This is a genomic window from Alicyclobacillus shizuokensis NBRC 103103 (assembly GCF_001552255.1).
Lineage (GTDB): Bacteria > Bacillota > Bacilli > Alicyclobacillales > Alicyclobacillaceae > Alicyclobacillus_G > Alicyclobacillus_G shizuokensis.
In genome coordinates, this window is the sequence record NZ_BCQV01000022.1 from 34943 (window position 1) to 57699 (window position 22757).

The window sequence follows — 22757 nt, forward strand, 5'->3', positions numbered from 1 at the left end:
ATTGGGACATCCACAAGCCTGGAGGGATGCCAAATGGAACTGACCCTGAGCCGTCAGCGGCTGATGAGCAAGGTGTTCTTTGGTCTCTTCCTGAGCCTGTTGTCCGCCTTCGTCGGTCTCGGCCTGGGACGCTACCTGCCGCCTGCGTTGTTGTTGGCTGCCATGGTCGCCGAAGTGGTCATGATCATCGTCGCCATGTTCGTGCAGCGGTCGCGGCGCATCGGCATGGGGTTTGTGCTGGTCTTCACATTCGTCTCCGGATTGACCCTCTATCCCGTGATCGCGGTGTACGCGTCGCAATTGGGCGCCACCCTGGTGCTGGAGGCGGCGGGCGTGACGGCGGCCACGTTCTTCATTTCCGCGCTTGTGGCCGCGCGCAGCGACTTTGATTTCTCCTTTCTTTCCGGGTTTTTGTTCATTGCCCTGCTGGCGCTGCTGCTGATGGGGGTAGTGTCGCTGTTCATCAGTTTCTCGACGGTGGCGCAGCTGATTTACTGCGTGCTGGGGATTGCCGTCTTTGTCGGCTATGTCCTGTTTGACATCAACCGCATGGCCCGCCATGGCGTGGTGGAGGCGCAGGTGCCGTGGGTGGTGCTGTCCCTTTATCTGGACGTCCTCAACCTGTTCCTGTTCATCCTCCGTCTGATGGGAGTGCTGCAATCGTCCCGCGATTGAGCGCGCTCATCCGCTTGGATTTGCGCAGATTACGTGCCGTCGATTATAATGTTTGGCAAAATCGAATGGCCGACGCAGGTCATGATTGCACGGATGGAGATGGGCCTCTCGTCCACCCGAGGATGGGGGCTTTTTGTTTCCTGAAGGAGTCGAAGGACGATGGAATACGATGTACGAGCGGTAGAGCGAAAGTGGAAGCAGCGTTGGCGCAAGCAGGGTATGCACAGAGCGGATGAGACGAGCGACAGACCCAAGTATTACTGTCTGGACATGTTTCCCTACCCGTCCGGGAGCGGCCTGCATGTCGGCCACTGGCGGGGCTATACGATTTCCGACGTGTGGAGCCGGTACAAAAAGCTGCAGGGGTACGAGGTCCTGCACCCAATGGGATGGGACGCGTTCGGCCTGCCGGCCGAGAACTACGCCATTTCCCACGGCGTTCATCCAGCCGTTTCGACCGCGGAAAACGTGGCCAACTTCAAGCGTCAGCTAGAAGAAATCGGCGCGATGTACGATTGGGATCGGGAGATCAATACAAGCAGCCCGGAGTTTTACAAGTGGACCCAGTACTTTTTTACCAAGATGTTTGAGCGAGGCTTGGCTTACAAGAAGAAGATGCCCATCAACTGGTGTCCCAGCTGCAAGACCGGGCTGGCCAATGAAGAGGTTGTTGACGGCAAGTGTGACCGCTGCGGCAGCGACGTGACCAAGCGGGAGATGGAGCAGTGGATGCTGCGCATCACCGCTTACGCCGACCGGTTGCTACAGGACCTGGATAAGCTCGATTGGCCGGACAAGGTGAAGCGCATGCAGCGGGCTTGGATTGGCCGTTCCGAAGGTGCCCGCATCACGTTTCGGGTGAAAGGACACCCGGACGAGACCATTGAGGTGTTCTCGACCCGCCCGGACACGCTCTATGGAGCAACGTACATGGTGCTAGCTCCTGAGCACCCGTTGGTCGAACGCATCACCGCGCCGGAGCAGCGCGACAGCGTCGAGGCGTATGTACAGCAGACGATGAAAAAGTCGGCAATTGACCGGCAGGTGGTGGACAAAACCAAGACGGGCGTGTTTCTCGGCGCCTACGCGGAACATCCGTTAACCGGCGAGGCGCTGCCCATCTGGATCTCCGACTATGTGCTGATGGATTACGGCACCGGTGCCATCATGGCGGTGCCGGCGCACGATGAACGCGACTACGAGTTCGCACAGGCGTTTGGCCTGCCAGTGCGGCAGGTGATTGAGCCGGAGGACCCGGAACTGGCCGCCGAGGTTCAGGGCGGTCTCTACACGGGGCCGGGACGGCTGATTCACTCCGGCGATCTCGACGGCCTCGACGTGGAAGCCGGCAAGCGCGCCGTGATAGAGCGTCTGGAGGCCCAGGGCGCAGGCGCTTCGGCGGTCAACTATCGCATGCGCGACTGGGTGTTCGCCCGCCAGCGCTATTGGGGAGAGCCTATCCCCATCGTCTACTGCGAACATTGCGGCGCGGTGGCGGTGCCTGAGGATCAATTGCCGGTGACACTGCCGGATGTCGAACGCTATGAGCCGACGGGCACCGGCGAATCGCCGCTGGCGGCCATCGAATCCTTTGTCCGCACCACCTGTCCCAAGTGCGGCGGGCCGGCGCGGCGGGAGACCGACACGATGCCACAGTGGGCCGGATCGAGCTGGTATTTCCTGCGTTACGCCGATCCGCACAACGACAAGGAACCCTTCAGCCGTGCAGCGGCCAACAAGTGGCTGCCGGTGGACATGTACATCGGCGGCGTGGAGCACGCGGTGCTGCACCTGCTGTACGCGCGCTTTTTCACCAAGGTTATCCACGACCTCGGCCTGATTGACTTTGACGAGCCGTTCCAGCGCCTGTTCAACCAGGGCATGTTGACGCTGAACGGATCGAAGATGAGCAAGTCGAAAGGGAACGTGGTCAACCCGGATGACATTATTGAACAGTTTGGTGTCGACGCCCTGCGCGTCTACGAGCTGTTTGTCGGTCCGCCGGAGGATGACGCCGAGTGGAGCACGAACGGACTGGAAGGGGTCAGCCGCTTCCTCCACCGCTACTACCGGCTGTTCATGTCTCATGTCGACCGTCCTGCTCCGGAGCGGGAGTCGCTGACGAGGCTCCGCCACCGCTTCGTGGCGACGCTGTCCGAACGCATGCAAGGTTTCAAGCTGAACACGGCGGTCAGCGCGTTCATGGAATACACCAACGCCCTTGCCGAGGAGGCGCGGCAGGGCGGGCTGGACAGGGCCACCTTGGAGACGATGGCGGTGACGATTGCCCCCTTCGCGCCGCACCTAGGCGAGGAGCTGTGGTCGCAGTTGGGACACTCCGAGTCGGTGTTTGCGGCCGCCTGGCCGACGTACGACGAGCGCTGGCTGCGCGACGACGAGCTGGAAATCGCCGTCCAGGTCAACGGCCGCGTGCGCGCGCACGCGGTGGTTGCGGCCGATGCGGACAAGGCTGCGGTGCTGGCCCAGGTCCGGCAGTCGCCAGAACTTGCCCAGTGGCTGGCCGGCAAGACGGTGGTCAAGGAGATTTACGTGCCGGGCCGCTTGGTCAATCTGGTCGTGAAAGGGTGACACCATGCCTCCCGTCCAGGCTGACGAGCACAAGCTCTACTATCGCATTGCCCAGCAGATCCGCGGCATGATTGAAGAGGGTGTGCTGCGCCCGGGCGACAGGTTGCCCCCGCTGGCGGCACTGGCGGAGCAGTTTGGGTGCAGCCGGGCCACAGTGCGGGAGGCGCTGGGGGCGCTGCGCGGGCAGGGACTGGTCGAGTTTCGCCACGGCAACGGCACGTATGTGCGCACGGCCGCGGTGGAGATGTGGATGGAGCCGCTGGAAGCCGCCCTGTTGCTTGGACAAGCCGAGACTCGGCAGCTGGTGCAGGCGATGACCGCGCTCTTGGCGGGCGCAGCCAGCGTGACCGCTCAGCGGGCGGGGCAGGTTGATTGGGGGCCGTTGACTCAGGCGATGTTTCAGGTGGAATGCGCTTATCCGCGCGGCGAGGACGCGGTGGCCGCGGATATGGCGTTTTATCTGACTCTCGCCGCCTGTTCAGGCAACCAGGTGTTGGAGAACGCGCTGCGGGTGACGCAGGAGGCACTGCGCAGCGCCCTGCGCTTGCTGTCTGATGATTGGCAGAGCGGGCCGCAGACATGCCGCGCGGTCTACGACGCGGTCGTGGCGGGTGACGCGCGGGCGGCGCGAGACATCTTGTACGAGTACGGCCAGCGTATGCTGGAACGATTGGATGCGCGCACCGGATGAGCGTGCGGCCGTCGTTGCAGAAGATGGGCGATCCGTTTTCAAACCGGCGGGATCGGTGTATAATACGAATGTAAGCGCTATCAATCAAGGTCGGACTCCCACTTCATCTGGGGAGATGAGCGGTTATGCGCGGAGAGTATGAACTGTTGCTGGTCGCGTTCTCGGAGGCGGGCGTGGATTACGCGCGCAGGGCCCAAGAGCTGGGGGCGCGGGTACGCGTACTCGACTGTTTTGATACGTACCATCGCCAACTGCGGCAATGGTACGGGAGGGACATGTTGTTGACCACCGACGGCAACCGGGCGGCTGTGCGTGAAGCGGCGGTCCAGGAACAGTTGGACGTGGCTGTCGTGCACGACGATGTGGACTTCGTGCGCAGCGCGCTGGTGGTGCAGTCCCTGTGTCAGGCGGGGGTGCCCGAGGTGCTGGTGGTCACCGAGCACCCGAGTCATCGGCGGATGTTTCGCAGTCTGGGAGCACATCAGGTGATTGTCTCCTCCAGCAGGGAGGCGGCGTGGGCGCAGCTTTACCGCTATCTGCCCAAACATATGCCGGCGTAGGCGTCGCGTCGGCGCCGTAGACAATGTGGACAACCGCGGGACAACGACGGATTGGCCCCTTCGTGTCCTTGAGCAGGCCGAAGGGGTGTTTTTCGTGTTACCGCCCGTTTCCCTGGTGCGCAGGTTGCGGACACGGTCTATGCAGATGTGGTATTATCGTCATTGATACGCACTGCGCAGGAAGGTGACACCGTGTCGCAACGGCATAAAGTGACGTTTTTCTGTTTGGCTGTTTGTACGATGGCCTGTTTTGCCTTGGGCAGCGTGATGTTGGCCGAGGAGCACGGCGGACTGGCAGTGCTCCTGTTCGTCGTCGCGGTTGTTCTTACCGGTTTCGGATTTATGACCCGCAAGCGCATCCTTCGCCACGCACAGCGTTCGTGAGTCCCGCCTACGGAGACGGGAAAGGTGGTCGGGCCGTGAGGTTGTCGTCGAATCAAGCGGAAATGCACAGGTATTTGTGGCGTGTCATTGAAGTGGTTTCTCTGTTGGCCTTCGTCGTCCTCCTGTGTGCAGCGTTTGCGGCCGCTTGGCCGTACATCTTTCCGTTTGTCATTGGCGGCGTGCTGGCCATGGTCCTCCTGCCGTTGGTACGCTGGTGCGAACGTATCGGCATGGGACGGACAATCGCGGTTTTGACCGTGATGGTCGGCATTGTGGTTTTGTTCCTGGTCATCTTCACCTACTTGGCCATCTCGATTGCACGAGAGGCCACAACGTTGACAGCGCAGTTGCCCGCGTACCTGGCGGAGGCACAGAAATGGGCCAGACAGCGCCTCGACGCGGGTATGGACATGTACGGCCAACTGCCTCCCCAGGTCAGTTCCGGATTGCAGGACGCGATCAACCATGTCCTGCAGAGCGTTGAAGGTTGGTTCAACAACCTCGCGTCTTTTATTCTCAATTCCTTGACGATGCTGCCGGAATGGACGTTCCTGGTCGTGATTTCCCTGATTGCCACCTTTTTTATGCTCGTGCGGCGAGAGCGGATGTATCAGCGGTTTTTGGGCGTGCTGCCGCCCGGCTGGTCGAGCAAGGTGCAGGTGGTCGTTAACGACGTGGTCCGTGCCTTCCTCGGCACGATTCGTGTTCAGGTCATTTTGATGATTCTCTCGGCGGTTCTGGGAGTCCTTGGGATGTGGCTGCTCAACATCCCCTATGCCCTGATTCTCGGGCTCTTGTTCGGGATCTCGGGGATGATTCCCATTCTCGGCTCCGCCATCATGACCGTGCCGTGGGCGGCCGGGGCGCTGCTCCTGGGCGATGTACCTCTGGCCATCAAGGTCCTGTTGATTCAGGTGGTCATCTCTTTTATTCGTCACCTGGTCGAACCGAAAATTTTGGCGGACAGCGTGGGGTTGGATACGCTGTCGACTCTGTTTGCGCTGTACGTCGGCATGAAGCTGCTCGGCGTGCTAGGGCTGTTTGTGGGACCTATTGCCTTGATTGGGGTCAAGTCCTTGTTGCGCATCCGGCTGTTCGTCGACTTTCTCCCGCCTGAGGCGGTGCAGGAGGCGGATGCGCGCACGGTTGCAGCGAGTGGGACACCCAGCGGGGAGGCGGATTTACCCAGTGTGTCGATCCGCGCGGCACAGGCCGAGCGGACGGATAGTCGAGTTGATGAACGAGAGCATGGGGAACGCGAAAACGGGCGGGGTGGAAAGCGGTGAAGATCACCAGCCTACATGGGGACGGTCGACCACACCGGTGCTGGCCGGAGGCCATGTGCACCGATGACCCGTGGGTGTTTTACGTGCCGCCAGGGAGTCCGGTCGTGGAGGCGGACGGCCGCCGTTGGACGGACGAGGACCCGGTGCTGCTGATGTTTTGGCCCGGGGCATTCTATCAGGTGTGCTTGCTGCTGCGCCCGTACGGGACAGACTATTATTGCAATATCATCACGCCGCCAGTCTATCAATCTGATGCGGGCGTGTACTTTCGTGATCTGGATATCGACGTGCTGCTGATGAAGGGTGAGTTGCGGGTGGTGGATGAGGAGGAGTTCCGTATCCGCAGCCGTCGATATCCGGCCGCGTGGGTGGAGGCGGCGCAAGCGGCGCGGGACTGGCTGACGGCAGCGGCCCGCACTCAGAGCGGTCCGTTTACCCCCGCCATAGCCAGCCGCTGGCGTGCGTGGGTGGAGCGCCGCGGCCAGGGCCGCGGCGATTGACTGTCAAGCGTTGTCCCGCTGGCTGGTGCGCAGGTCCACGTCCAGAAGTTTGCGCGCTCGCTCCATGATGGCAAACAGGGTCTTCGAGTCCTGCTCTAGCTGCTCTGCAGTGACGGGACCGAGATCGCCGACCGGATTGCGCGCCAGTTGTACCTCCAGTTCCCTGACCTTGGCGGCCAGCTCGTCGCGCTCCGCCTCGACCTGTTCCAGCTGGGCCCGCAGTTTCTGGTATCCAGCGTCGAATGTCTGGAGGAACTTGATGACGTCCTGCATGGATTCTGACGTTGTAACCGTGATGACACTGGCAGAGTCTTTGAGGGATGGGTTTGTCGCGTTCATCTTCTGTACAGACTTGCGCTCCTTCTTGGCTTGTTCAATTTCCTCGCGGCGTTCCTTGCGCAGCACGCCGTTCCAGCGATATCCGCAGGCGGCCGGAGTGCGTCCCAGTTCGGCCGCGGCTTCCTCGAACGCCTTCAACTGCGTGCTGCCGCTGCGGATGTGACGTAAGACGATCTCAGACAGCCGTTCATCATCGCTGGGCAACCATGCGTCAGACCGTGTCGTCCAGCGTTCTGCACCTTCCATCACATCTTCCTCCTTCTACCGGCTGCTATCATTTATTTCCAAGGTGTACGAGATTCATACCCTGTCAGGTAAAAACCCACTATTATGCTATGTGCGAGGCGAGCAATCGTGACCTGTTGCACTGAAATTCGTAGAGAGGTGCGAACAGGAGTTCGCCGTTGCATCGCGAAATAAGTAGGAAGGTCGATACGAGTGAAGGAACGCGAAAGAGGTTAGGACGAACCGATGGAACTCACACTGTTGCTCGACGAATGGCGACGCAATGAGGCGTTTATGCGTAATGTGGCGGCTTGGCAGGTGGAGCCGGCGCGACCGGCGCGCACGCGGCCCCTGCCCGAGTGGTTGCACGAAGAGGTGCGGAGCGCCTTGATAGGGCGCGGCATGAGCAGCCTCTACTTGCATCAGGCGGAGGCCGTAGAGCAGATTCGGCGCGGCCGTAACGTGATGGTCACGACGCCGACCGCCAGCGGCAAGACCCTGTGCTACAACCTGCCGGTGCTCGACAGCGTCTGCAAGCAGCCGCAAAGCCGCGCCTTGTACATCTTTCCGACCAAGGCGCTGGCCCAGGACCAAGTAGCCGAACTGACGGATCTCATTGGTCGCCTGACGACGACCGTTCACTCGTTTACGTACGACGGGGACACACCCATTCACGCCCGCGCCAAGATCCGCGAGGCCGGGCATATCGTCGTCACCAATCCGGACATGCTGCACAGCGCCATCCTGCCACACCATACCAAGTGGCTGCGGCTGTTTGAAAATCTGCGCTACATCGTCATTGACGAGGCGCACACGTACCGCGGCGTGTTTGGCAGTCACGTGGCCAACGTAATCCGGCGCCTGCGGCGGGTGTGCGCGTTTTACGGCAGTCAGCCACAGTTCATTCTCAGCTCGGCTACCCTGGCCAACCCAGAAGAGCTGGGAGCCAAGCTCATCGGCGACGAGGTGGTCTTGGTCGAGGAATCAGGCGCTCCGCAGGGGGAGCGGCATCTTGTCATCTACAATCCACCGCTCGTGAATCCTAAACTCGGCCTGCGCAGGTCCGCGCTGGGAGAGGCACGGCGCATCGGCACCCGGCTGCTCAACGAGGGCATTTCAACGATTGCCTTTGTGAAGTCCCGCAACCAGGTCGAGCTGCTGGCCACTTATTGGAAGCGCGGCGTACGGGGTGGGGAGGACGGTCTGGTGATGGGCTATCGTGGCGGCTACCTGCCGAGTGAGCGCCGGCAGATTGAGCGCGGATTGCGGGAAGGACGCATCCGCGGCGTGGTCAGCACCAACGCACTGGAGCTGGGGGTGGACATCGGATCGCTCGAAGCGGCCATCTCGGTCGGCTACCCGGGCACCATCGCGTCCCTCCGCCAGCAGGCTGGCCGCGCTGGGCGGCGCAGCGGACTCTCCCTGTCGCTGTTCATCGCCAACGCTTCCGCCTTGGACCAGTATGTCGCCGCCCATCCGCAGCAGATTCTCTCCAGTTCCCCCGAGGCGGCGCGGATTTATCCGGACAACCTGCTGGTCTTGGTGGATCACCTGAAGTGCGCAGCGTTCGAACTCCCGTTTCAGCCGGATGAGCGGTTCGGCGTGGAGACGACGAAGGAGCTGCTCGACTACCTGGCGGCCGCCAGGGTTGTGCACCAGGGGCGCGACGGCCGCTATTATTGGATGGCCGACTCACTGCCGAGCCATTCCGTTTCGCTGCGCAGCGCCGCTCAGGATAACGTGGTCATTGTCGATACGACCTCCGCGCGGCATGTGGTCATTGGCGAGATGGATAGGTTCAGCGCGTTGACGATGTTGCACGAGGAAGCCATCTACATGCACCAGTCGCAGGTGTACCAGGTGGAGAAGCTCGACCTGGAGAACGGGAAGGCCTATGTCCGCGCCGTGTCGGTTGACTACTACACCGACGCTGAGCTGGCAGTCCGCCTGCAGGTGCTCGACGAGATGGAGACGCGGCCAGTTGCGGAGGCGTCCGCCGCCCAGCACTATTTCGGAGAGGTCATGGTCAACGCGGTGCCGACGTTGTTCAAGAAGATGAAGTTTGACACGAACGAAAACCTGGGTTGGGGCAAGATCTATCTGCCGGAGGCGGAACTGCACACAACCGGGTACTGGTGCTCGTGGCAAGACAGGAATCTGTTGGCCAGCCGCAGCCAGTGGGAAAGCGCGCTGAAGGGAGTGGCGCACGTGCTGCGTCAGGCGGCATCCTTGCACTGCATGTGCATGCCCTCGGATTTGCACGCCGCCGCCCACATCAAAGACCCGCACACCGGTCTGCCGACCGTGTACCTGTATGATGCCTACCCGGGAGGCGTCGGATTGGCCGAGCGCGTCCACCGCATCGCCGAGGAAGTCTATCGGACGGCGTTGGAGATGGTGCTTGGCTGCCCTTGCACGGATGGATGCCCGTCCTGCATCGGACCGGGAGAAGAGGACGGGGACGCCAAAGGCTGGGTCAGCACGCTGTTGGCCACGTGCGTGGAGGAAAGCCGGGTGAGCGCGCGTGGGTAGGTCGTTGCTTGAGCGCCTGGCCGCGTTGGAGCACTCCGTCCGCCGCCAGGGCCCGGATGCGTCCGCGTCCGCTTCCGCCGGTGCCCCGACGGCCGAGGCGATGGAGGCAGGGCAGCGCCCGCACGAAATCCAGGTGGGATGGCGGGGGGATGAGGCAGGCGACAGGCCCGACGCTTTCGCATCATCCCGTCCTTCCCTGGAACGGCTTGGTTTCCGCCTGGAGGACGATGGGTTTGGCCCCGTGTGGCACCGTGAACTGCGCTACGATGTTCTAGCTTGGTACGGGACGGGGCCGTTCCTCGACCTGCTGGAGTGTGACCTGGAGACGTTGCTGCGACTCGCCGTGGCGGACGAAGCCACTGGCGAGGCTGAATCCGTCGCGTCGTCGACGGCTTTGCCCGGTATACAGCCGTCCGCGCCGCAGCTGTGGGCGGCGCTACGCTTTTACGATACTGAAACCACCGGTCTCGGCAGCGGAGCGGGGACCTTTCCGTTTTTGCACGCGGTGGGTCAGGTGGAAGGCGACGAGTGGGTCGTCCATCAGTACCTGTTGGCCGATTACACGGAGGAAGCGGCGCTGCTGCAAACCTTGGCCTGCCGGCACTTTCAGCCGGGAGCGGTCATCGTCACCTATAACGGGCGCAGCTTTGACTGGCCACTGCTGGAAAGCCGGTTTACCCTCTACCGCTTGTCGATGCCGCGCAGGCTGCGCCAGTTGGACCTGGTACATCCTTGCCGACGACTGTGGCGCAGGCGGTTGGGCCGCACCAACCTGACCAGTGTGGAGGAGGGGATTCTCGGCGTTCACCGCACGGCGGACCTGCCCGGCAAGGAGGCGCCGGGGCGCTACTTTCAGTTCCTCGCCGACGCCGATCCGCTCCCGCTCGTGCCGGTCTGTGACCATAACGCCGCGGATGTTTCCAGCTTGGCGCGCTTGGCGGCGGTGGTGTCCGACGTGTTGGCCGGGCGCCGTCCGGTGGAGACGGGCGGCGAGTACACGGCTCTGGCGCGGTGGTATGGGGAGTGGGGGGAGTACGACCTGGCAGAGCGCTGCTTGGTGGCCGCGGCGGAGTGTCCGGACAGCGATTGGCAGGCGCGCTGGCTGCGCGGATTGCTGCTCAAGCGTCAACAGCGTTGGCCGGAGGCGGGCGCCGTGTGGCGGGAGATGACCGAACGATTTCTGTGGACGGTGGCGCCGCTGGTGGAATTGGCGAAGCTGGCGGAGCACCGCGAGAAGGATCTCGCCGCTGCGGCCGCCTGGACGCGCCAGGCGTTGCAGCGGCTGGACAGCCAGGAGCCGGTTGGCCGCACCGAGGCGGGCGGCATCCGCACCGAGGCCGAACTGAGAGCCTGGCAAAACGCCCAGTTGTCGGTCGCCGGTGCGGTGCCGGAGCACCAACGGGATCGGGTGCGCGCTCAACTGCTGCACCGCATGCGGCGGCTGAACCACAAGCTGGGTCAGGCTTGACCGCCTTTGGCGGCCGTCTGCTGCTGACGACGATGCTGGCGCAGGTGCAGCAATTCGTACATGACCGGTACGAGAATCAGCGTCAGCAAGGTCGACGTGACCAGGCCGCCGATGACCACCACGGCCAGCCCCTGTGAGATGAGCGCCCCCTCGGAGAACCCGAGCGCCAGCGGCAGCAGGGCGCAAATGGTGGCGACAGCGGTCATGAGAATCGGCCGCAGCCGCGTCGCTCCGGCTTCCAACAGCGCTTGGCGGATGGAGAGGCCGGCGCGCCGTCGCTGTTCCACCCGGTCCACGAGCACGATGGCGTTGGTGACGACGATGCCCATGAGCATGAGGATACCGATGAGCGAGGATACGCTGACCGGCTGGTGCGTGACAACGGTGCCGAAAAACGCCCCAATCAGCGCTGCCGGCATCGAGAACAAAATCGCAAACGGGGCCGACCATTCGCCGAATGTGATGAGCATCACCAAGTAGACAATCCCCACGCTGACAATGATGGCTTCGATGAGCTGGTTAAAGCTTTGGTCTTTCTGCTGGCTGTCTCCCGACAGTTCGGTCTGAACGCCACGCGGCAGATGCAGGGAGTCCACCTTCGCCAGCGCCAGTTGGGTCGTACGGCCGGTGTTTTGCGTGGTGAAGGTGCCGGTTACACTGGCGTACGCCTGTCCGTCACGGTGCTGAATGGACACCGGCGTCTGCACCATGCGCACCGTCGCCACATCCGACAGTTCCAGGCTTTGGCCCGTAGTCGACGGAATGGGCAGGTGTTTGAGGGTGTTCAGTTGGTCGAGTGGATGATCGGATTTCAGCTTGGCCACCAGCGCGTACGTGTTTTGTTGCAACTGGATGTTGCCCACCTGATTCCCGCCGATGTAGTCCTTTACGTAGCTTCCCACCTGATACGCGGTGAGCCCGTACTTGGCCGCCTTCTGCGCGTCTGTGCGCACCTCCACTTGTGGCTGCGTCTGGCTCAGGTTGTTGGTGACGTCCGCAAGACCCGGAACGTCAGCCAGTGCCTTGGTGATGTCCACGGCTGCGCGGCGGATGTTCTCCTCCTTGGCGCCACTCACGACGAGGGAGAACGATCCGGACGAGCCTCCCATGTTCAGGGTGTTCACCTGAATCTTGGCCGGAGAGGCGATGGGCTTGAGCCGACTGCGGAGCTTGCTGGTGACGGCGTCCACATCCGCATCCGGACGCAATCTCAGCATGATGGTGGCCTGGTTGCTGCCGGCCACACTGCCGCTCATCGACAGTTGGCCGCTGTCGCTGCCCACCTGCGTGTTCATCTGCGTCACCGCAGGCAGGCGGCGTGCCACCGCTTCCACCTGGCGTGCCTTGACGTCGGTGGTCGCGCGCGCTGTCCCGATGGGCATGTTGATGGATATGGTGACAAACTTCTCTTCCGTCTGCGGAATGAATGTGCTGCCGGCCAGCGGCAGCACGGCAATCGATGCCACTATGGCTACCGCAGTACCGGACAACACCAGGGCCTTGTGGTCTAGGCACCAACCCAGGGCTCGTTCATATGGCCGCCGCCAATTCCGTCTAGGCTCTCCATCCTCGCGGGTCCGCCGCGGCTCTCGGCGCGTGACCAGGAGCCACGATAATAGCGGGACGACCGTCAGCGCTACCAGCAGCGACGATAACAGGGAACAGACCACCGTCAGCGCGAACGGGAAGAATATCTTGCCGACCAGCCCGCTGACCAGCCCTAGCGGCAGGAACACGGCGACCGTGGTAAGAGTCGAAGATGTGATGGCCCGTCCCACCTCCGCGCTGGCGGACAGCGCCAGCTCGCGCCCCCGTTCGGCACCACGCCGCCACTGGCGGTAGATGTTTTCGATGACCACGATGCTGTCGTCCACCACCCGCCCCGTTGCGACCGCCATGCCGCCTAGGGTCATGATGTTGAGGGTAACGTGGAAGCGATTGAGCAGCACCAGGGAAATCAGAATCGACAACGGGATCGACACGACGGCGATGACCGTGGTCCGCAGGCTGCGCAGGAACAGGAGGATGACCACGACCGCGAATATCGCGCCCAGCACCGCCTCGCGGATGGTTCCGTTCAGCGACGCGGTGATCATTTGTGAACTGTCGAACAAGGTGTGCACGCGCACCCCTTGCGGGAGCTCGGGCGCCAAGTGCGCCAATTCGGCGGAGACCGCCTTTGCCATCGCAACGGTGTTGGCGTCCTCGGATTTGCTGACGCCAAGGAACACGCTGGTACGGCCGTTGGTCCGGTTGATGGATCCCGTATCCGGCTGCTTCAGTTCCATCTTGGCCAGGGTTCCCAGGGCGACTGTCTTCTGCGTGCTCGATTGCTCCTGGCGGCTGGCCGGCGCCGAGGGTGGCGCCGCCGCAACGCTGGCGGAGGCAGTGTGCCCATTGCTTGCGTGCGCCTGCTTTTGCAGCGCTTGCAGTTGAGCGGAAAGCTGGGCCTGCGTCTTCTGCAGACCGGAAATTTGGCCGTGCAGCTGCGCAATTTTTTGGCTGTCACGGGTCGCCGCCGGTTTCTGGAGCTCCTGGTTGAGCGCCATTTCCGCCCCAAACAGTTGGCCCTCGACGTTTTGCAGGGAGCTGAGGAGTTCAGTCTCAGCCTGAACCACGCCCAGCCCCTGGCCGACCTGGCCGAGGCCGGCGGATACTTGTCCCACGGCCGATCCCAACTGCTGCATGCTCTTGTTCAGCGTGTTCAGGCCCGCCGCCGGGTTGGCGGGTACGGGGATGCGCAGCTTGCGGAGATCGGAGAGGGTGGACACGGAGCTTGTGAGTTGGACCGGCTGCTCCTTACCTTCCATCACCGCCGCTCCTAGCGGCATCGCCGTGTCGTCCGCCTGCAGGTCCTGCAGCACCTGGTCCAGGGTGAGGTTGTACTTCTTCAGTTTATCCGGGTCAAACGTCATCACCACTTGGTCCGGGGCTGCGCCGGCTGTGCTCACGCTGGCCACGCCGCTGACGCCGGTGAGTGCGGGTACAATGGTGTTGTTCACCACGTCGCGCAGTTGCCGCGCACTGTCCTGGCCCGCCGACACGGTCAGGTATAGGACGGGCGAAGAGTCAAACGAGAAATCTTGCACGCTCGGCTGGTCCGCTCCGGCGGGCAACTGGACCTTGTTCAGCGCCGCCTGAATCTTCTGCTCGGCGTCCTGTATGTTGGCGTCCATGTCGAGCTGCACCTGAATCTCCGACACATTGGCCACCGAAGTAGACAGGACGTTCTGAACTCCGGGCAGGCCTTTGAGCGCCTTTTCCAGGGGTTCGGTGACGTCGCTGGCCACCTGCTCCGGAGCCGCGCCCGGATAGGAGGTGACCACTGACACGACGGGCAGAGAGATGTCGGGCATCAACTCTTCCTGGAGCTGACGGCCTGACAGTACGCCTCCAATCGTTACGAGGACGACCAGAATGGCGATGACGATTGGGTTTTGCAGGGAAAAACGGGTGAGAAAGCGCATGCTGGCACTCCTTGTCGAGTATGGTTCTGTCTCTTCCTCAATTCTAAGCGCACATGGACACGCACCGCAAGGCACTTTAGTGATAAAACATTTTCATTAAGAAACAGATGGGGGAGGATGGGTCATCGCTGTTAGACTTGCGGACAATCCTCCTCTCGTCTACTGTTGTAAGGAGAGCCGGTCCCGGCTGCCGCTGGGCCGTCCTCGCCGCGCCATGGCGGTGGGGCGTGGCCGCTTGGCGGGGCGGCCGCCGATGGCGCAGATGATGACAGTCCATGCCGGGCAGGCGGCCAGCCTGTGGTCGGCCGGTGCGGCGCGCGTAGGGAGGAATGGGTGTGCAGTTCAGCGGATTTACGGAGGCAGACTTCGAGGTGTTTGCTGTGCCGGGGCTGGAGCCGAGAATGGCCGAACTGAAAGCGCACTTGCGGCCCAAGCTGGAACAGTTGGGGGCAGACCTGTCGGAATACTTGAGCGCCCACCTGCAGCGGCCGATATGGGCGCACGTGGCCAAGCACGCCCGGCGGACGGTGAACCCACCCGATGACAGCTGGGTGGCGTTCTGTCATGAGCGGCGCGGGTACAAGAAGCATCCGCACTTTCAGGTGGGTGCCTGGCGCACGCACGCGTTCGCCGTGTTCGGGTTGATTTCTGAATCCGCCCAGCGTCCCCAGTATGCCAGGCGGCTATTGGAGCGACTGGATGAAGTGCGGGCTTGGGTACCGGAGGATTACGTGTGGATTCCTGATCATACCAGTCCTGTGGCATTGCCGGCAGCCGCAGTCAACAGGGAGCGGTTGGTCGAGCTGATTCAGCGACTGGGCGAGACACGCCAGGGTGAGCTGCTGGTGGGCATTCGCGTGCCCCGGGAGGAAGCTGTCCAGCTGGGGGCGAGCGGATTTGAACAGCGGGTGAAGGAAACGTTCCAACGCCTGACCCCGTTCTATCAACTGGCGATGGAGGAGGTCGTTACGGCTTGAAAACGATTGGCGACGCGCTTGCGCTGCTTCACGAGTACACGCAGGGAGAATCGCTGCGCCGGCATGCGTACGCGGTTGCGGCGTCGATGCGCGCATACGCGGAGCGATTTGGTGAAGACCCCGATACGTATGAGATGACCGGACTGCTGCACGACTTTGACTATGAGCGTTATCCCGACCTCAGCCAACACACGGTGGTCGGGGCGAGAATTTTGCGGGAGCAGGATTGGCCCGAAGAGATTGTCCACGCCATCCTCGCGCACAACGACCGCAACGGGGTGGCGCGGGATACACTGCTGGCCAAGACGTTGTACGCTTGCGACGAACTGTCCGGCTTTGTCATGGCGGTGGCGATGGTCAAGCCGACCCGAGACCTGCGTGATGTCAGCGTCAAGAGCGTGAAGAAGAAACTGAAGGACAAGGCGTTTGCCCGCGGGGTCAACCGCGATGACGTGTATCGCGGCGCCGAGGAGCTGGGGGTGGCGCTTGAGGAGCACATTGAGATGGTCATCGGCGCACTCACTCGGGTGGCGGCGCGGTTGGGACTGAACGGACAAGAGAGCGCATAAGTATAGGCGCGGGGCGAAAACCGAGGTGCCATGGTGCGGATTCACCTGTTTCATGTCAACGATGTTCACAGCAGATTGGAAAATTACATGCGCCTGGGCGCTCTGCTGCGCGGCCGCCGTGAAGCGGTGCGGCGGCGCGGGGAGCCGGCGTTCACGTTCGACATCGGCGATCTGGTGGACCGGATGCGCCCCGAGAGCGAAGGGACGCTCGGCGAGATCAACGCCGCTTTGTTGGCCGCCCTGGGTTGCGAAGCGTGGGTGTTCGGCAACAACGAGGGCCTGACGTTGCCGGCCGAGGTTTGGCCTCGCCTGTCGGAGCAAAGCGAGACGATGATTCTCGTCGCCAACCTGGAACGGAGCGGCGGCGGCCGGTTTCCCTTTGTGCGCGAACGGGCCGTGTTCCACGCCGGCAGATTGCGGGTGGGAGTGTTCGGGCTGACCCCTGACTATCCGAAGCCCTATGAGTTGCTCGGCGCCACCCCTGTGGACCCGTTTGCGGCGGCCGCGGAGCAGGTCGGGCAGCTGCGGGCCGCGGGCTGCCAGATTGTCGTGGCGTTGTCCCACCTCGGATTGTATGCGGATCGACAATTGGCCGCGGAGGTCCCGGGCATCGATGTCATCCTGGGCGGACACACCCACCACTTCATGCAGCAGCCGGAGCGGGTGGGGGAGACGCACATCTTTCAGGTCGGCAAGCATGCGTTGGCCTTCGGTCACACCCAGATTGTGTGGGACGAGGATGCCGAGCGAGTGAAGGAGGTCCGCTGCGAGGCCATTCCGATAGACATCCACGGCCCGCTCGATCAATCGATGCTGTCTGCCTACCGGGGGTGGTTGCCGGCCGTCGAACAGGAGCTCGGAGAGGTCATTGCCGAGTTGGCACAGCCGCTGCCGGTGGCGTATGACGAGGAGTCGGAGTTTGCCAATCTGCTGGTGGACAGCCTGTTCCAGGCATATCCCTGCGACATGGGGATGATGATGGCGGGCGCGCTGACGGCGAGTTTGCTCGCGGGGCCGGTCACCCGTCGGCACACGCTCGCCGCCTGCTCCACCCCGACGCGACCGCTGCTGATGACCTTGACGGGCGCGGAGATCCGGCGCGTTCTGGAAAAGGCTGTGCAATCCGAATACCACTTGCGGCCGGGCCTAGGCTTTGGCTTTCGCGGCGCGGTGGTGGGCTGGCTGGCGGTGGCGGGGGCAGAGGTGGAACTGTGCGCCTCGCCGGCCGGGACGCGCGTGCGCTCGGTGCGCATTGGCGGGCAGGAGCTTGATCCTGAGCGCGCTTACCGCATCATCACCTGTGAATATCTCTGGTTGGCGCCGGTGTTCGAAGAGATGCAGCGGGGGCGGGATGTGCAGGTGATGCCGCCGTTGGTGCGCGAGCTTTTGCAAAAGTCGTTGGGCGATGCGGGCTGTATTGCGGCGGCGAGACGCCGCCGCTACCGCGTGCAGCCGCCCGGCAGTCAACCTATGGTCAGGAGCGTTACATGATGACACGGATTTCGAAACAGACGGCGGAGCGGGTGTTGGAAAAGTTGGCCGCAGTGTATCCCGACGCCCGCTGCGCACTCAACCACAAAAACGCGTTGGAACTGTTGATAGCGACGATGCTCTCTGCCCAATCCACTGATGCCCGCGTCAACAAAGTGACAAAGAGTCTGTTCGTGAAATATCGCACAGCCGAGGACTACGCGGCCGTGTCTCCGGAAATACTGCAAGAAGACATCAAAGAGTTGGGATTGTATCGGTCCAAGGCAGAGCACATCGTGGCGACCTGCCGCATGCTTATCCAGGAGTACGGGGGCGAGGTTCCGGCCTCGCGCGAAGAGTTGACACGGCTGCCAGGTGTGGGGCGCAAGACGGCCAACGTGGTCCTCTCAGTGGCGTTTGGGGTTCCGGCTCTGGCTGTGGACACGCATGTAGCGCGCGTCGCCAATCGGATTGGCCTGGCGGAGAGTGACAATCCGCTGCAGATAGAGCAGCAGGTGTGCGAGCTGGTGCCCAAGCGTTTGTGGTCATCCGCCCACCACTGGTTGATTCATCACGGACGCCAGGTCTGCCACGCCCGCAGGCCCGAGTGTGCTGTGTGTCCGGTTCAGGCTGAGTGTCAATATGTCAAACAGCGGCAAAAAGAAGAGAAGGCTCACTTGACATAGGGTTCATAGGTGCCGGCGGGTGTCCTCTGCAGCGGCAGCCCGCAATGGGCACACGCATCGTACTGGCCGGTCGGCCGGGTATCGCGTCCGCAGCGCGGACACTGGATGGTGCGAATGCTCGGATTGACCGGTCCAAACCGAAAATACAGCAGGATGCCGGCGAGGACGCCAATCCCGCCTGCGATGGTCAGGTAGGGGAGCAGGCGTTTGCTGTACACACCCAGGTACATCACGAAGAACCCAGCAAACAGGAAGACCAAGGCCAGGTTGCGCCACCTGTTGACGTTCATCGAGTCTCACCCACCGGTAGGTTTGGAATGCGAGGAAAAATTCATGTTCAACCGTAAATTCATAGTATCCGAATACATGGTGCGTGTCCAGGCGACTGGGCAGCGAGAGGAGGCGGCGGCATGCGTGGGTTTTGGAAGCGGGCGTTCATCGTCTTGCTGGCCTTGGACTTGCTGGTCGTGGTCGCCGTTACCGTTTGGTGGGGCACGCTGCCCAAGGCCGCATCGACACCGAGCCCGGTGACCAGCGGCCGACAGGCCGGAAAGCCGGCTACCATCCAGTTGAGCATCGGGCAGGACGCTGTCAACGCGTACCTGGATTACGCCCTCAGCGAGCAGCCCGACTTGAAGAATACCCTCTCGTATGCCCGCGTGCGCTTCGGCGAAACCACATGGAAGGTGCAGCTTGGCGCCAAACTGGCGGATCGGGTGGTTCCGTTCAACGTGGTGTTCACACCGGTGATTCACAACGGGAACCTGGAGCTGCGAATAGACAGCGCCGACCTCGGCCAGGTGTTTCTGCCTCCGTCCGCCCTGATTGTCATCCTCCGCCACCTGCCGTGGCCGGCATGGATTTCTGTCAACGGGGAGGAGCGGGCTCTGAACCTCAACTTCAGCCAACGGCCCCAGCAACCGTATGGGCTGCGGGTGCTCCGCTATGCGCCGAAGACCCGTCTTCTGACCCTGAAAGTGACGATTGTTCCCAAGACCTTGCTTGCAGGCAAATCTTGAACGGCCCGCCAATCCACCTCTTTGGCGGGCGACCCGCATATTTCCTGCCCTCACTTCGCAACCTAGTCCTGCGACCTGTCATTTTCGACCAGCGTGAGGGGCTTGGTAGCGTGCAGATCCCAGCATGGATACAGGCTTTGTTTCGCGTTGATGATTCCCTTCTGGCTGAGCAATTCGTGTTGACCGACGAGGTCGTGGAGGACTCGAACGACCCTTCCAAAGAGAATCCGACCACCGAGCCATCTGCTGACGCAGCAGACGCAAAGGCGCAACGAGCAGGGGAGCAAGACCAAGACAGAGGCGGCGAGTCGGAGGAAGGCTCTCCTGTGCGCAGAGGACAGCAAGACGCGCGCGGCCCGCGGCCCGTGCGTCCCGTGGCGATAGAGGACTACGTGCAACAGGCGCAACGGGAGGAAGACACAACGCGCCAACCGCCTGGGCAGGACGATCGGTTGCCTGCCGAGCTCGCAGAGGTGAAGCGGGAGCTGTCCGCCCTCTTTCATCTACCGGCCAACAAGGACGTGATTGTCCGCGAGTTTGTCGTCGGCCGTGGGCGTTGGCCGGCCTTGGCGGTGTTCATCGACGGCATGGCCGACAAGATGGTCATCAACACTCACATCTTGCAGCCGTTGATGTTCCTTTCGGAAGTGGCGGAGGACGACACCTCCCGTCGCATGGAGCCGATTACGCAGGCGCTCCTGCCCGGCAACCAGATTCAGCTGGTCGAGACATGGCAGGGCGTCGTGAGCGGGGTTGTGGCCGGATCGACCGTGGTCTTTGTCGACGGCTGCAGACAGGCGGTGGTGGTCGAAAGCAAAGGCTGGGAGCACCGCTCGGTCAACCTGCCCAGAACCGAACAGGTGGTGCGTGGGCCCCACAACGCGTTCACAGAAAGCTTTCGCGCCAACACGGGTTTGGTGCGCGCGTTTTTGCGCAGCGAGCGCCTGGTGACGGAAATTCTGTCGGTTGGCCGGGTGGGGAAAACCGACGTGGCCGTCATGTATATCGAAGGTCTGACCAACAAGTCGCTAGTGGCCGAGGTCAAGCGCCGGATTCAGGCCATCGATGTCGACTATCTGCCCGACAGCGGGCTGCTGGAACAATTTATTGAGGATAACCCTGGCAGCCTCATCCCGCAGGTTCTGGCGACGGAGCGCCCGGACCGAATCGCGCACATGCTGAGCGAAGGGCATGTGGCGATCTTGGTTGGGCAGAGCCCGTATGCGCTGGCCGTTCCCGTTGTGCTGTGGACCATGGTGCAGAGTCCAGAGGACGCTTTTTTGCGCTTTCCTTTTGGCACCTTCGGCCGCATCATTCGCTGGGTCGCTTTGTTGGCCGCGTTCCTGCTTCCCGCCTGCTACGTCGCCATCACCAATTACCACTCCGAGATGATCCCGACCGACCTCATGCTGGCCATCGCGGCCAGCCGCGAACGGGTTCCGTTTGCCGTGATCATGGAGGTGATCATGATGGAGTTCGCGATTGAGCTGATTCGCGAGGCCGGCATTCGGATTCCGAACGCCGTTGGTCCCACCATCGGCATCGTCGGGGCGCTGATCATCGGACAGGCGGCGGTCGAGGCCGGATTGGTGAGCCCGCTGCTGGTGATTGTGGTTGCCGTCACCGCTCTTTGTTCCTTTGCCATACCGGACTACGGGCTGTCCTACGCGGTGCGCATCCTGCGCTTTGTGTTTCTGATCTGCGCGGCGTTTTTCGGTTTCTATGCGATTGCCCTGCTGATGTGCATGCTGATGGTGCGTCTGGCGGTGATGAAGTCGTTCGGGGTGCCGTTGCTTTCGCCCATCACGCCGGTGACTCCCAGCTCACGCGATGTGTGGGTGCGGGGACAAACCTACAGCATGGACCAGCGGCCGTCCTACCTGCGCACACAGATGCAGCAGCGGCAGGAGCCGATAACGCGGCCGTGGAGCCCTTACACACGCAAAGCTGCCCGCCGCAATCTGTTCCGAAGGAGGAACAAGTGATGGCCAATTCGGACATGAAGGCGCGCATTGGAACCAGAGAGCTGATTGCGATGATGACTTTGTTCGTCTCCACGGACACGTTCCTGAGCTTTCCGCAGCACGCCACCGCGATGGCCCTGGAGGCCGCCTGGATGGTGCCGCTGTTGGCTGCCATCATCGCTTTGGCGATCTTCCTGTACGTCGACAGCATGCTGCGCAAGCACTTTTACGGCATGGACATCGTGGAGGTCACCGTCGACACCCTCGGGTCCGTGGCCGGCAGCGTCCTGGCGGTCATCATTGGCCTCTACTTTCTGCTGGAAACGGCCGGGGTGATGCGCCAGTTCAGCGAGCACGTGACGACCACCGTCCTACCCAACACGCCCATCCTTGTGGTGGGCAGCATGTACACCATCACCATTGGCTACATCGCCTACCATGGCCTGGAGGGCATCTGCCGCATTGCCCACCTTCTGATGCCCATTCTGTTGGTCGGGGCCATCGGGCTGTGCCTGCTTACGGCCAAGTGGTGGCATCCGCTGATGTTGTTGCCCATCTTTGGCGCCGGCGTCAACCACATCCTCTTCGCCGCCGCTAGCGACGCAGCGGTGTTCATGAATGTCCTGCTGCTGTGCATCGTGTATCCGCACGCCCACAATGCGCGTTCGCTGCGCTGGGTGGGGATTTGGAGCATCGTCGTCCCGGCGTTCCTCATGGCCGGGTTTATCGCCACGTATAACATGGTGTTCCCGGCGATTGAGACGCAGCTGTCCGCGTTCCCACTGTTCCAACTGGCGCGGATTATCTATCTCGGACGCTTTGTGCAGCGAATGGAGAGCATCTTCATCTTCCTCTGGGTGACCGTGGCCATTGTACGCATGGGCATGAGCCTGTGGGCGGCCGCCTACCTGTTTGCGCGCGGGCTGCACTGGCCGACCACCCGGCCGGCGATTCCCGCCCTGGCGCTGTTGTGCTTTGCGCTCAGCCTCCTTCCGGCCGATGTCGGCCAAGCTGTGAACCTGGTCGAGACCTATCTGATTGCCTGGGGGGCCGCGGTGGTTTTTGGCCTGCCGGTCCTGATGGTCACCCTTGGCTCCCTGCGGCGCCGTGGTGGCGGCAAGGAGAGATTCGGACGTGCCTAGCATCAGCATTCTCGAGTTTGTTCTGACCATGTCGATTCCGCTCTGCATCGGCTTTTACACCTACCGCTTCGGACGTTGGGTGAGCAGCAAGGGTTCCACCATCGGCAGCGTCTCCGCCTACGTCCTCGCCGTCGTCTCCCTCTCGGTATCCGGTGTTGTGCTGTGGCGCATGATGACCTGAGCTGCCAGTCTGGCGCTCCTGTTATAATGGAGC

20 protein-coding genes are annotated in these 22757 nt (G+C 62.3%); 17 read left to right on the forward strand and 3 right to left on the reverse strand.

Annotated features, from left to right (window positions below; genetic code table 11):
* Positions 1 to 33 precede the first annotated feature (33 nt).
* The 7 genes from ASH01S_RS09790 (at position 34) to ASH01S_RS09820 (ending at position 6685) form a co-directional block, all read left to right on the forward strand.
* Positions 34 to 675 (forward strand): Bax inhibitor-1/YccA family protein, encoded by a 642-nt coding sequence (locus ASH01S_RS09790; RefSeq protein WP_067927170.1) that lies wholly within the window; start codon positions 34 to 36, stop codon positions 673 to 675.
* Positions 676 to 834: 159 nt separating this feature from the next.
* Complete coding sequence (leuS, locus tag ASH01S_RS09795) at positions 835 to 3264, forward strand: leucine--tRNA ligase (protein ID WP_067927173.1); 2430 nt, start codon at positions 835 to 837, stop codon at positions 3262 to 3264.
* Between the two features lie 4 nt (positions 3265 to 3268).
* Complete coding sequence (locus tag ASH01S_RS09800) at positions 3269 to 3955, forward strand: FadR/GntR family transcriptional regulator (protein ID WP_067927176.1); 687 nt, start codon at positions 3269 to 3271, stop codon at positions 3953 to 3955.
* A gap of 125 nt (positions 3956 to 4080) precedes the next feature.
* Positions 4081 to 4515 carry a hypothetical protein gene (locus tag ASH01S_RS09805; protein ID WP_067927178.1) on the forward strand — a complete coding sequence of 145 codons (435 nt, stop codon included), beginning with the start codon at positions 4081 to 4083 and terminating at the stop codon, positions 4513 to 4515.
* 192 nt (positions 4516 to 4707) lie between these two features.
* Positions 4708 to 4899, forward strand: coding sequence for a DUF5325 family protein (locus ASH01S_RS09810; protein ID WP_067927182.1), 192 nt, complete (start codon positions 4708 to 4710; stop codon positions 4897 to 4899).
* Between the two features lie 35 nt (positions 4900 to 4934).
* Positions 4935 to 6185, forward strand: coding sequence for a sporulation integral membrane protein YtvI (ytvI, locus tag ASH01S_RS09815; RefSeq protein ID WP_083517010.1), 1251 nt, complete (start codon positions 4935 to 4937; stop codon positions 6183 to 6185).
* Positions 6182 to 6685 (forward strand): DUF402 domain-containing protein, encoded by a 504-nt coding sequence (locus ASH01S_RS09820; protein ID WP_157067081.1) that lies wholly within the window; start codon positions 6182 to 6184, stop codon positions 6683 to 6685. Before ytvI ends, ASH01S_RS09820 begins: the two co-directional genes overlap by 4 nt.
* 3 nt (positions 6686 to 6688) lie before the next feature.
* On the opposite strand, the gene ASH01S_RS09825 is transcribed toward ASH01S_RS09820, so the two are convergent.
* Positions 6689 to 7270: a transcriptional regulator gene (locus ASH01S_RS09825; RefSeq protein ID WP_067927188.1), complete on the reverse strand. Its 582-nt coding sequence runs from the start codon at positions 7268 to 7270 to the stop codon at positions 6689 to 6691.
* A 225-nt stretch (positions 7271 to 7495) separates the two neighbouring features.
* Between ASH01S_RS09825 and ASH01S_RS09830 the strand changes: the two genes are divergently transcribed.
* Complete coding sequence (locus tag ASH01S_RS09830; RefSeq protein WP_067927192.1) at positions 7496 to 9781, forward strand: DEAD/DEAH box helicase; 2286 nt, start codon at positions 7496 to 7498, stop codon at positions 9779 to 9781.
* Positions 9774 to 11249: a ribonuclease H-like domain-containing protein gene (locus ASH01S_RS09835; protein WP_157067082.1), complete on the forward strand. Its 1476-nt coding sequence runs from the start codon at positions 9774 to 9776 to the stop codon at positions 11247 to 11249. Before ASH01S_RS09830 ends, ASH01S_RS09835 begins: the two co-directional genes overlap by 8 nt.
* On the opposite strand, the gene ASH01S_RS09840 is transcribed toward ASH01S_RS09835, so the two are convergent.
* A complete protein-coding gene (locus ASH01S_RS09840) occupies positions 11240 to 14716 on the reverse strand; it encodes an efflux RND transporter permease subunit (protein ID WP_067927197.1) in 3477 nt (1158 codons plus the stop codon). The two genes, ASH01S_RS09835 and ASH01S_RS09840, sit on opposite strands and share 10 nt — an antisense overlap.
* 335 nt (positions 14717 to 15051) lie before the next feature.
* Between ASH01S_RS09840 and ASH01S_RS09845 the strand changes: the two genes are divergently transcribed.
* From ASH01S_RS09845 to nth, 4 genes are read left to right on the forward strand one after another with little or no spacing between them, the layout of a single operon-like run.
* Positions 15052 to 15693 (forward strand): YktB family protein, encoded by a 642-nt coding sequence (locus tag ASH01S_RS09845; RefSeq protein ID WP_067927200.1) that lies wholly within the window; start codon positions 15052 to 15054, stop codon positions 15691 to 15693.
* Positions 15690 to 16262, forward strand: a complete 573-nt coding sequence (locus ASH01S_RS09850) for an HD domain-containing protein (RefSeq protein WP_067927203.1) — start codon at positions 15690 to 15692, stop codon at positions 16260 to 16262. Before ASH01S_RS09845 ends, ASH01S_RS09850 begins: the two co-directional genes overlap by 4 nt.
* Positions 16263 to 16295: 33 nt before the next feature.
* Entirely contained in the window at positions 16296 to 17753 is a 1458-nt protein-coding gene (locus ASH01S_RS09855) for a bifunctional metallophosphatase/5'-nucleotidase (RefSeq protein WP_067927265.1), read from the forward strand.
* Positions 17753 to 18418, forward strand: a complete 666-nt coding sequence (gene nth / locus ASH01S_RS09860) for an endonuclease III (protein ID WP_067927205.1) — start codon at positions 17753 to 17755, stop codon at positions 18416 to 18418. Before ASH01S_RS09855 ends, nth begins: the two co-directional genes overlap by 1 nt.
* Here the strand turns inward: nth and ASH01S_RS09865 are convergent.
* Entirely contained in the window at positions 18406 to 18708 is a 303-nt protein-coding gene (locus tag ASH01S_RS09865) for a DUF2614 family zinc ribbon-containing protein (protein ID WP_067927208.1), read from the reverse strand. The genes nth and ASH01S_RS09865 overlap by 13 nt on opposite strands.
* Before the next feature lie 120 nt (positions 18709 to 18828).
* Here ASH01S_RS09865 and ASH01S_RS19245 point away from each other — a divergent pair, with 120 nt between their 5' ends.
* The 4 genes from ASH01S_RS19245 (at position 18829) to ASH01S_RS09885 (ending at position 22724) form a co-directional block, all read left to right on the forward strand.
* Complete coding sequence (locus tag ASH01S_RS19245; protein ID WP_067927212.1) at positions 18829 to 19437, forward strand: DUF2140 family protein; 609 nt, start codon at positions 18829 to 18831, stop codon at positions 19435 to 19437.
* Positions 19438 to 19547: 110 nt separating this feature from the next.
* Positions 19548 to 21422 carry a spore germination protein gene (locus ASH01S_RS09875; RefSeq protein ID WP_067927215.1) on the forward strand — a complete coding sequence of 625 codons (1875 nt, stop codon included), beginning with the start codon at positions 19548 to 19550 and terminating at the stop codon, positions 21420 to 21422.
* Positions 21422 to 22543 carry a GerAB/ArcD/ProY family transporter gene (locus ASH01S_RS09880; RefSeq protein WP_067927218.1) on the forward strand — a complete coding sequence of 374 codons (1122 nt, stop codon included), beginning with the start codon at positions 21422 to 21424 and terminating at the stop codon, positions 22541 to 22543. Before ASH01S_RS09875 ends, ASH01S_RS09880 begins: the two co-directional genes overlap by 1 nt.
* A complete protein-coding gene (locus ASH01S_RS09885) occupies positions 22536 to 22724 on the forward strand; it encodes a hypothetical protein (RefSeq protein WP_067927221.1) in 189 nt (62 codons plus the stop codon). The genes ASH01S_RS09880 and ASH01S_RS09885 overlap by 8 nt, the downstream gene beginning before the upstream one ends.
* Positions 22725 to 22757: the final 33 nt, after the last annotated feature.

Excerpts from the sequence above, each read along its gene's own strand:
- ASH01S_RS09790 (WP_067927170.1), top strand. The coding sequence starts at position 34 with ATGGAACTGACCCTGAGCCGTCAGCGGCTGATGAGCAAGGTGTTCTTT.
- leuS (WP_067927173.1), top strand. The coding sequence starts at position 835 with ATGGAATACGATGTACGAGCGGTAGAGCGAAAGTGGAAGCAGCGTTGG.
- ASH01S_RS09800 (WP_067927176.1), top strand. The coding sequence starts at position 3,269 with ATGCCTCCCGTCCAGGCTGACGAGCACAAGCTCTACTATCGCATTGCC.
- ASH01S_RS09805 (WP_067927178.1), top strand. The coding sequence starts at position 4,081 with ATGCGCGGAGAGTATGAACTGTTGCTGGTCGCGTTCTCGGAGGCGGGC.
- ASH01S_RS09825 (WP_067927188.1), bottom strand. The coding sequence starts at position 7,270 with ATGGAAGGTGCAGAACGCTGGACGACACGGTCTGACGCATGGTTGCCC.
- ASH01S_RS09830 (WP_067927192.1), top strand. The coding sequence starts at position 7,496 with ATGGAACTCACACTGTTGCTCGACGAATGGCGACGCAATGAGGCGTTT.
- ASH01S_RS09840 (WP_067927197.1), bottom strand. The coding sequence starts at position 14,716 with ATGCGCTTTCTCACCCGTTTTTCCCTGCAAAACCCAATCGTCATCGCC.
- nth (WP_067927205.1), top strand. The coding sequence starts at position 17,753 with ATGACACGGATTTCGAAACAGACGGCGGAGCGGGTGTTGGAAAAGTTG.
- ASH01S_RS09865 (WP_067927208.1), bottom strand. The coding sequence starts at position 18,708 with ATGAACGTCAACAGGTGGCGCAACCTGGCCTTGGTCTTCCTGTTTGCT.
- ASH01S_RS19245 (WP_067927212.1), top strand. The coding sequence starts at position 18,829 with ATGCGTGGGTTTTGGAAGCGGGCGTTCATCGTCTTGCTGGCCTTGGAC.
- ASH01S_RS09880 (WP_067927218.1), top strand. The coding sequence starts at position 21,422 with ATGGCCAATTCGGACATGAAGGCGCGCATTGGAACCAGAGAGCTGATT.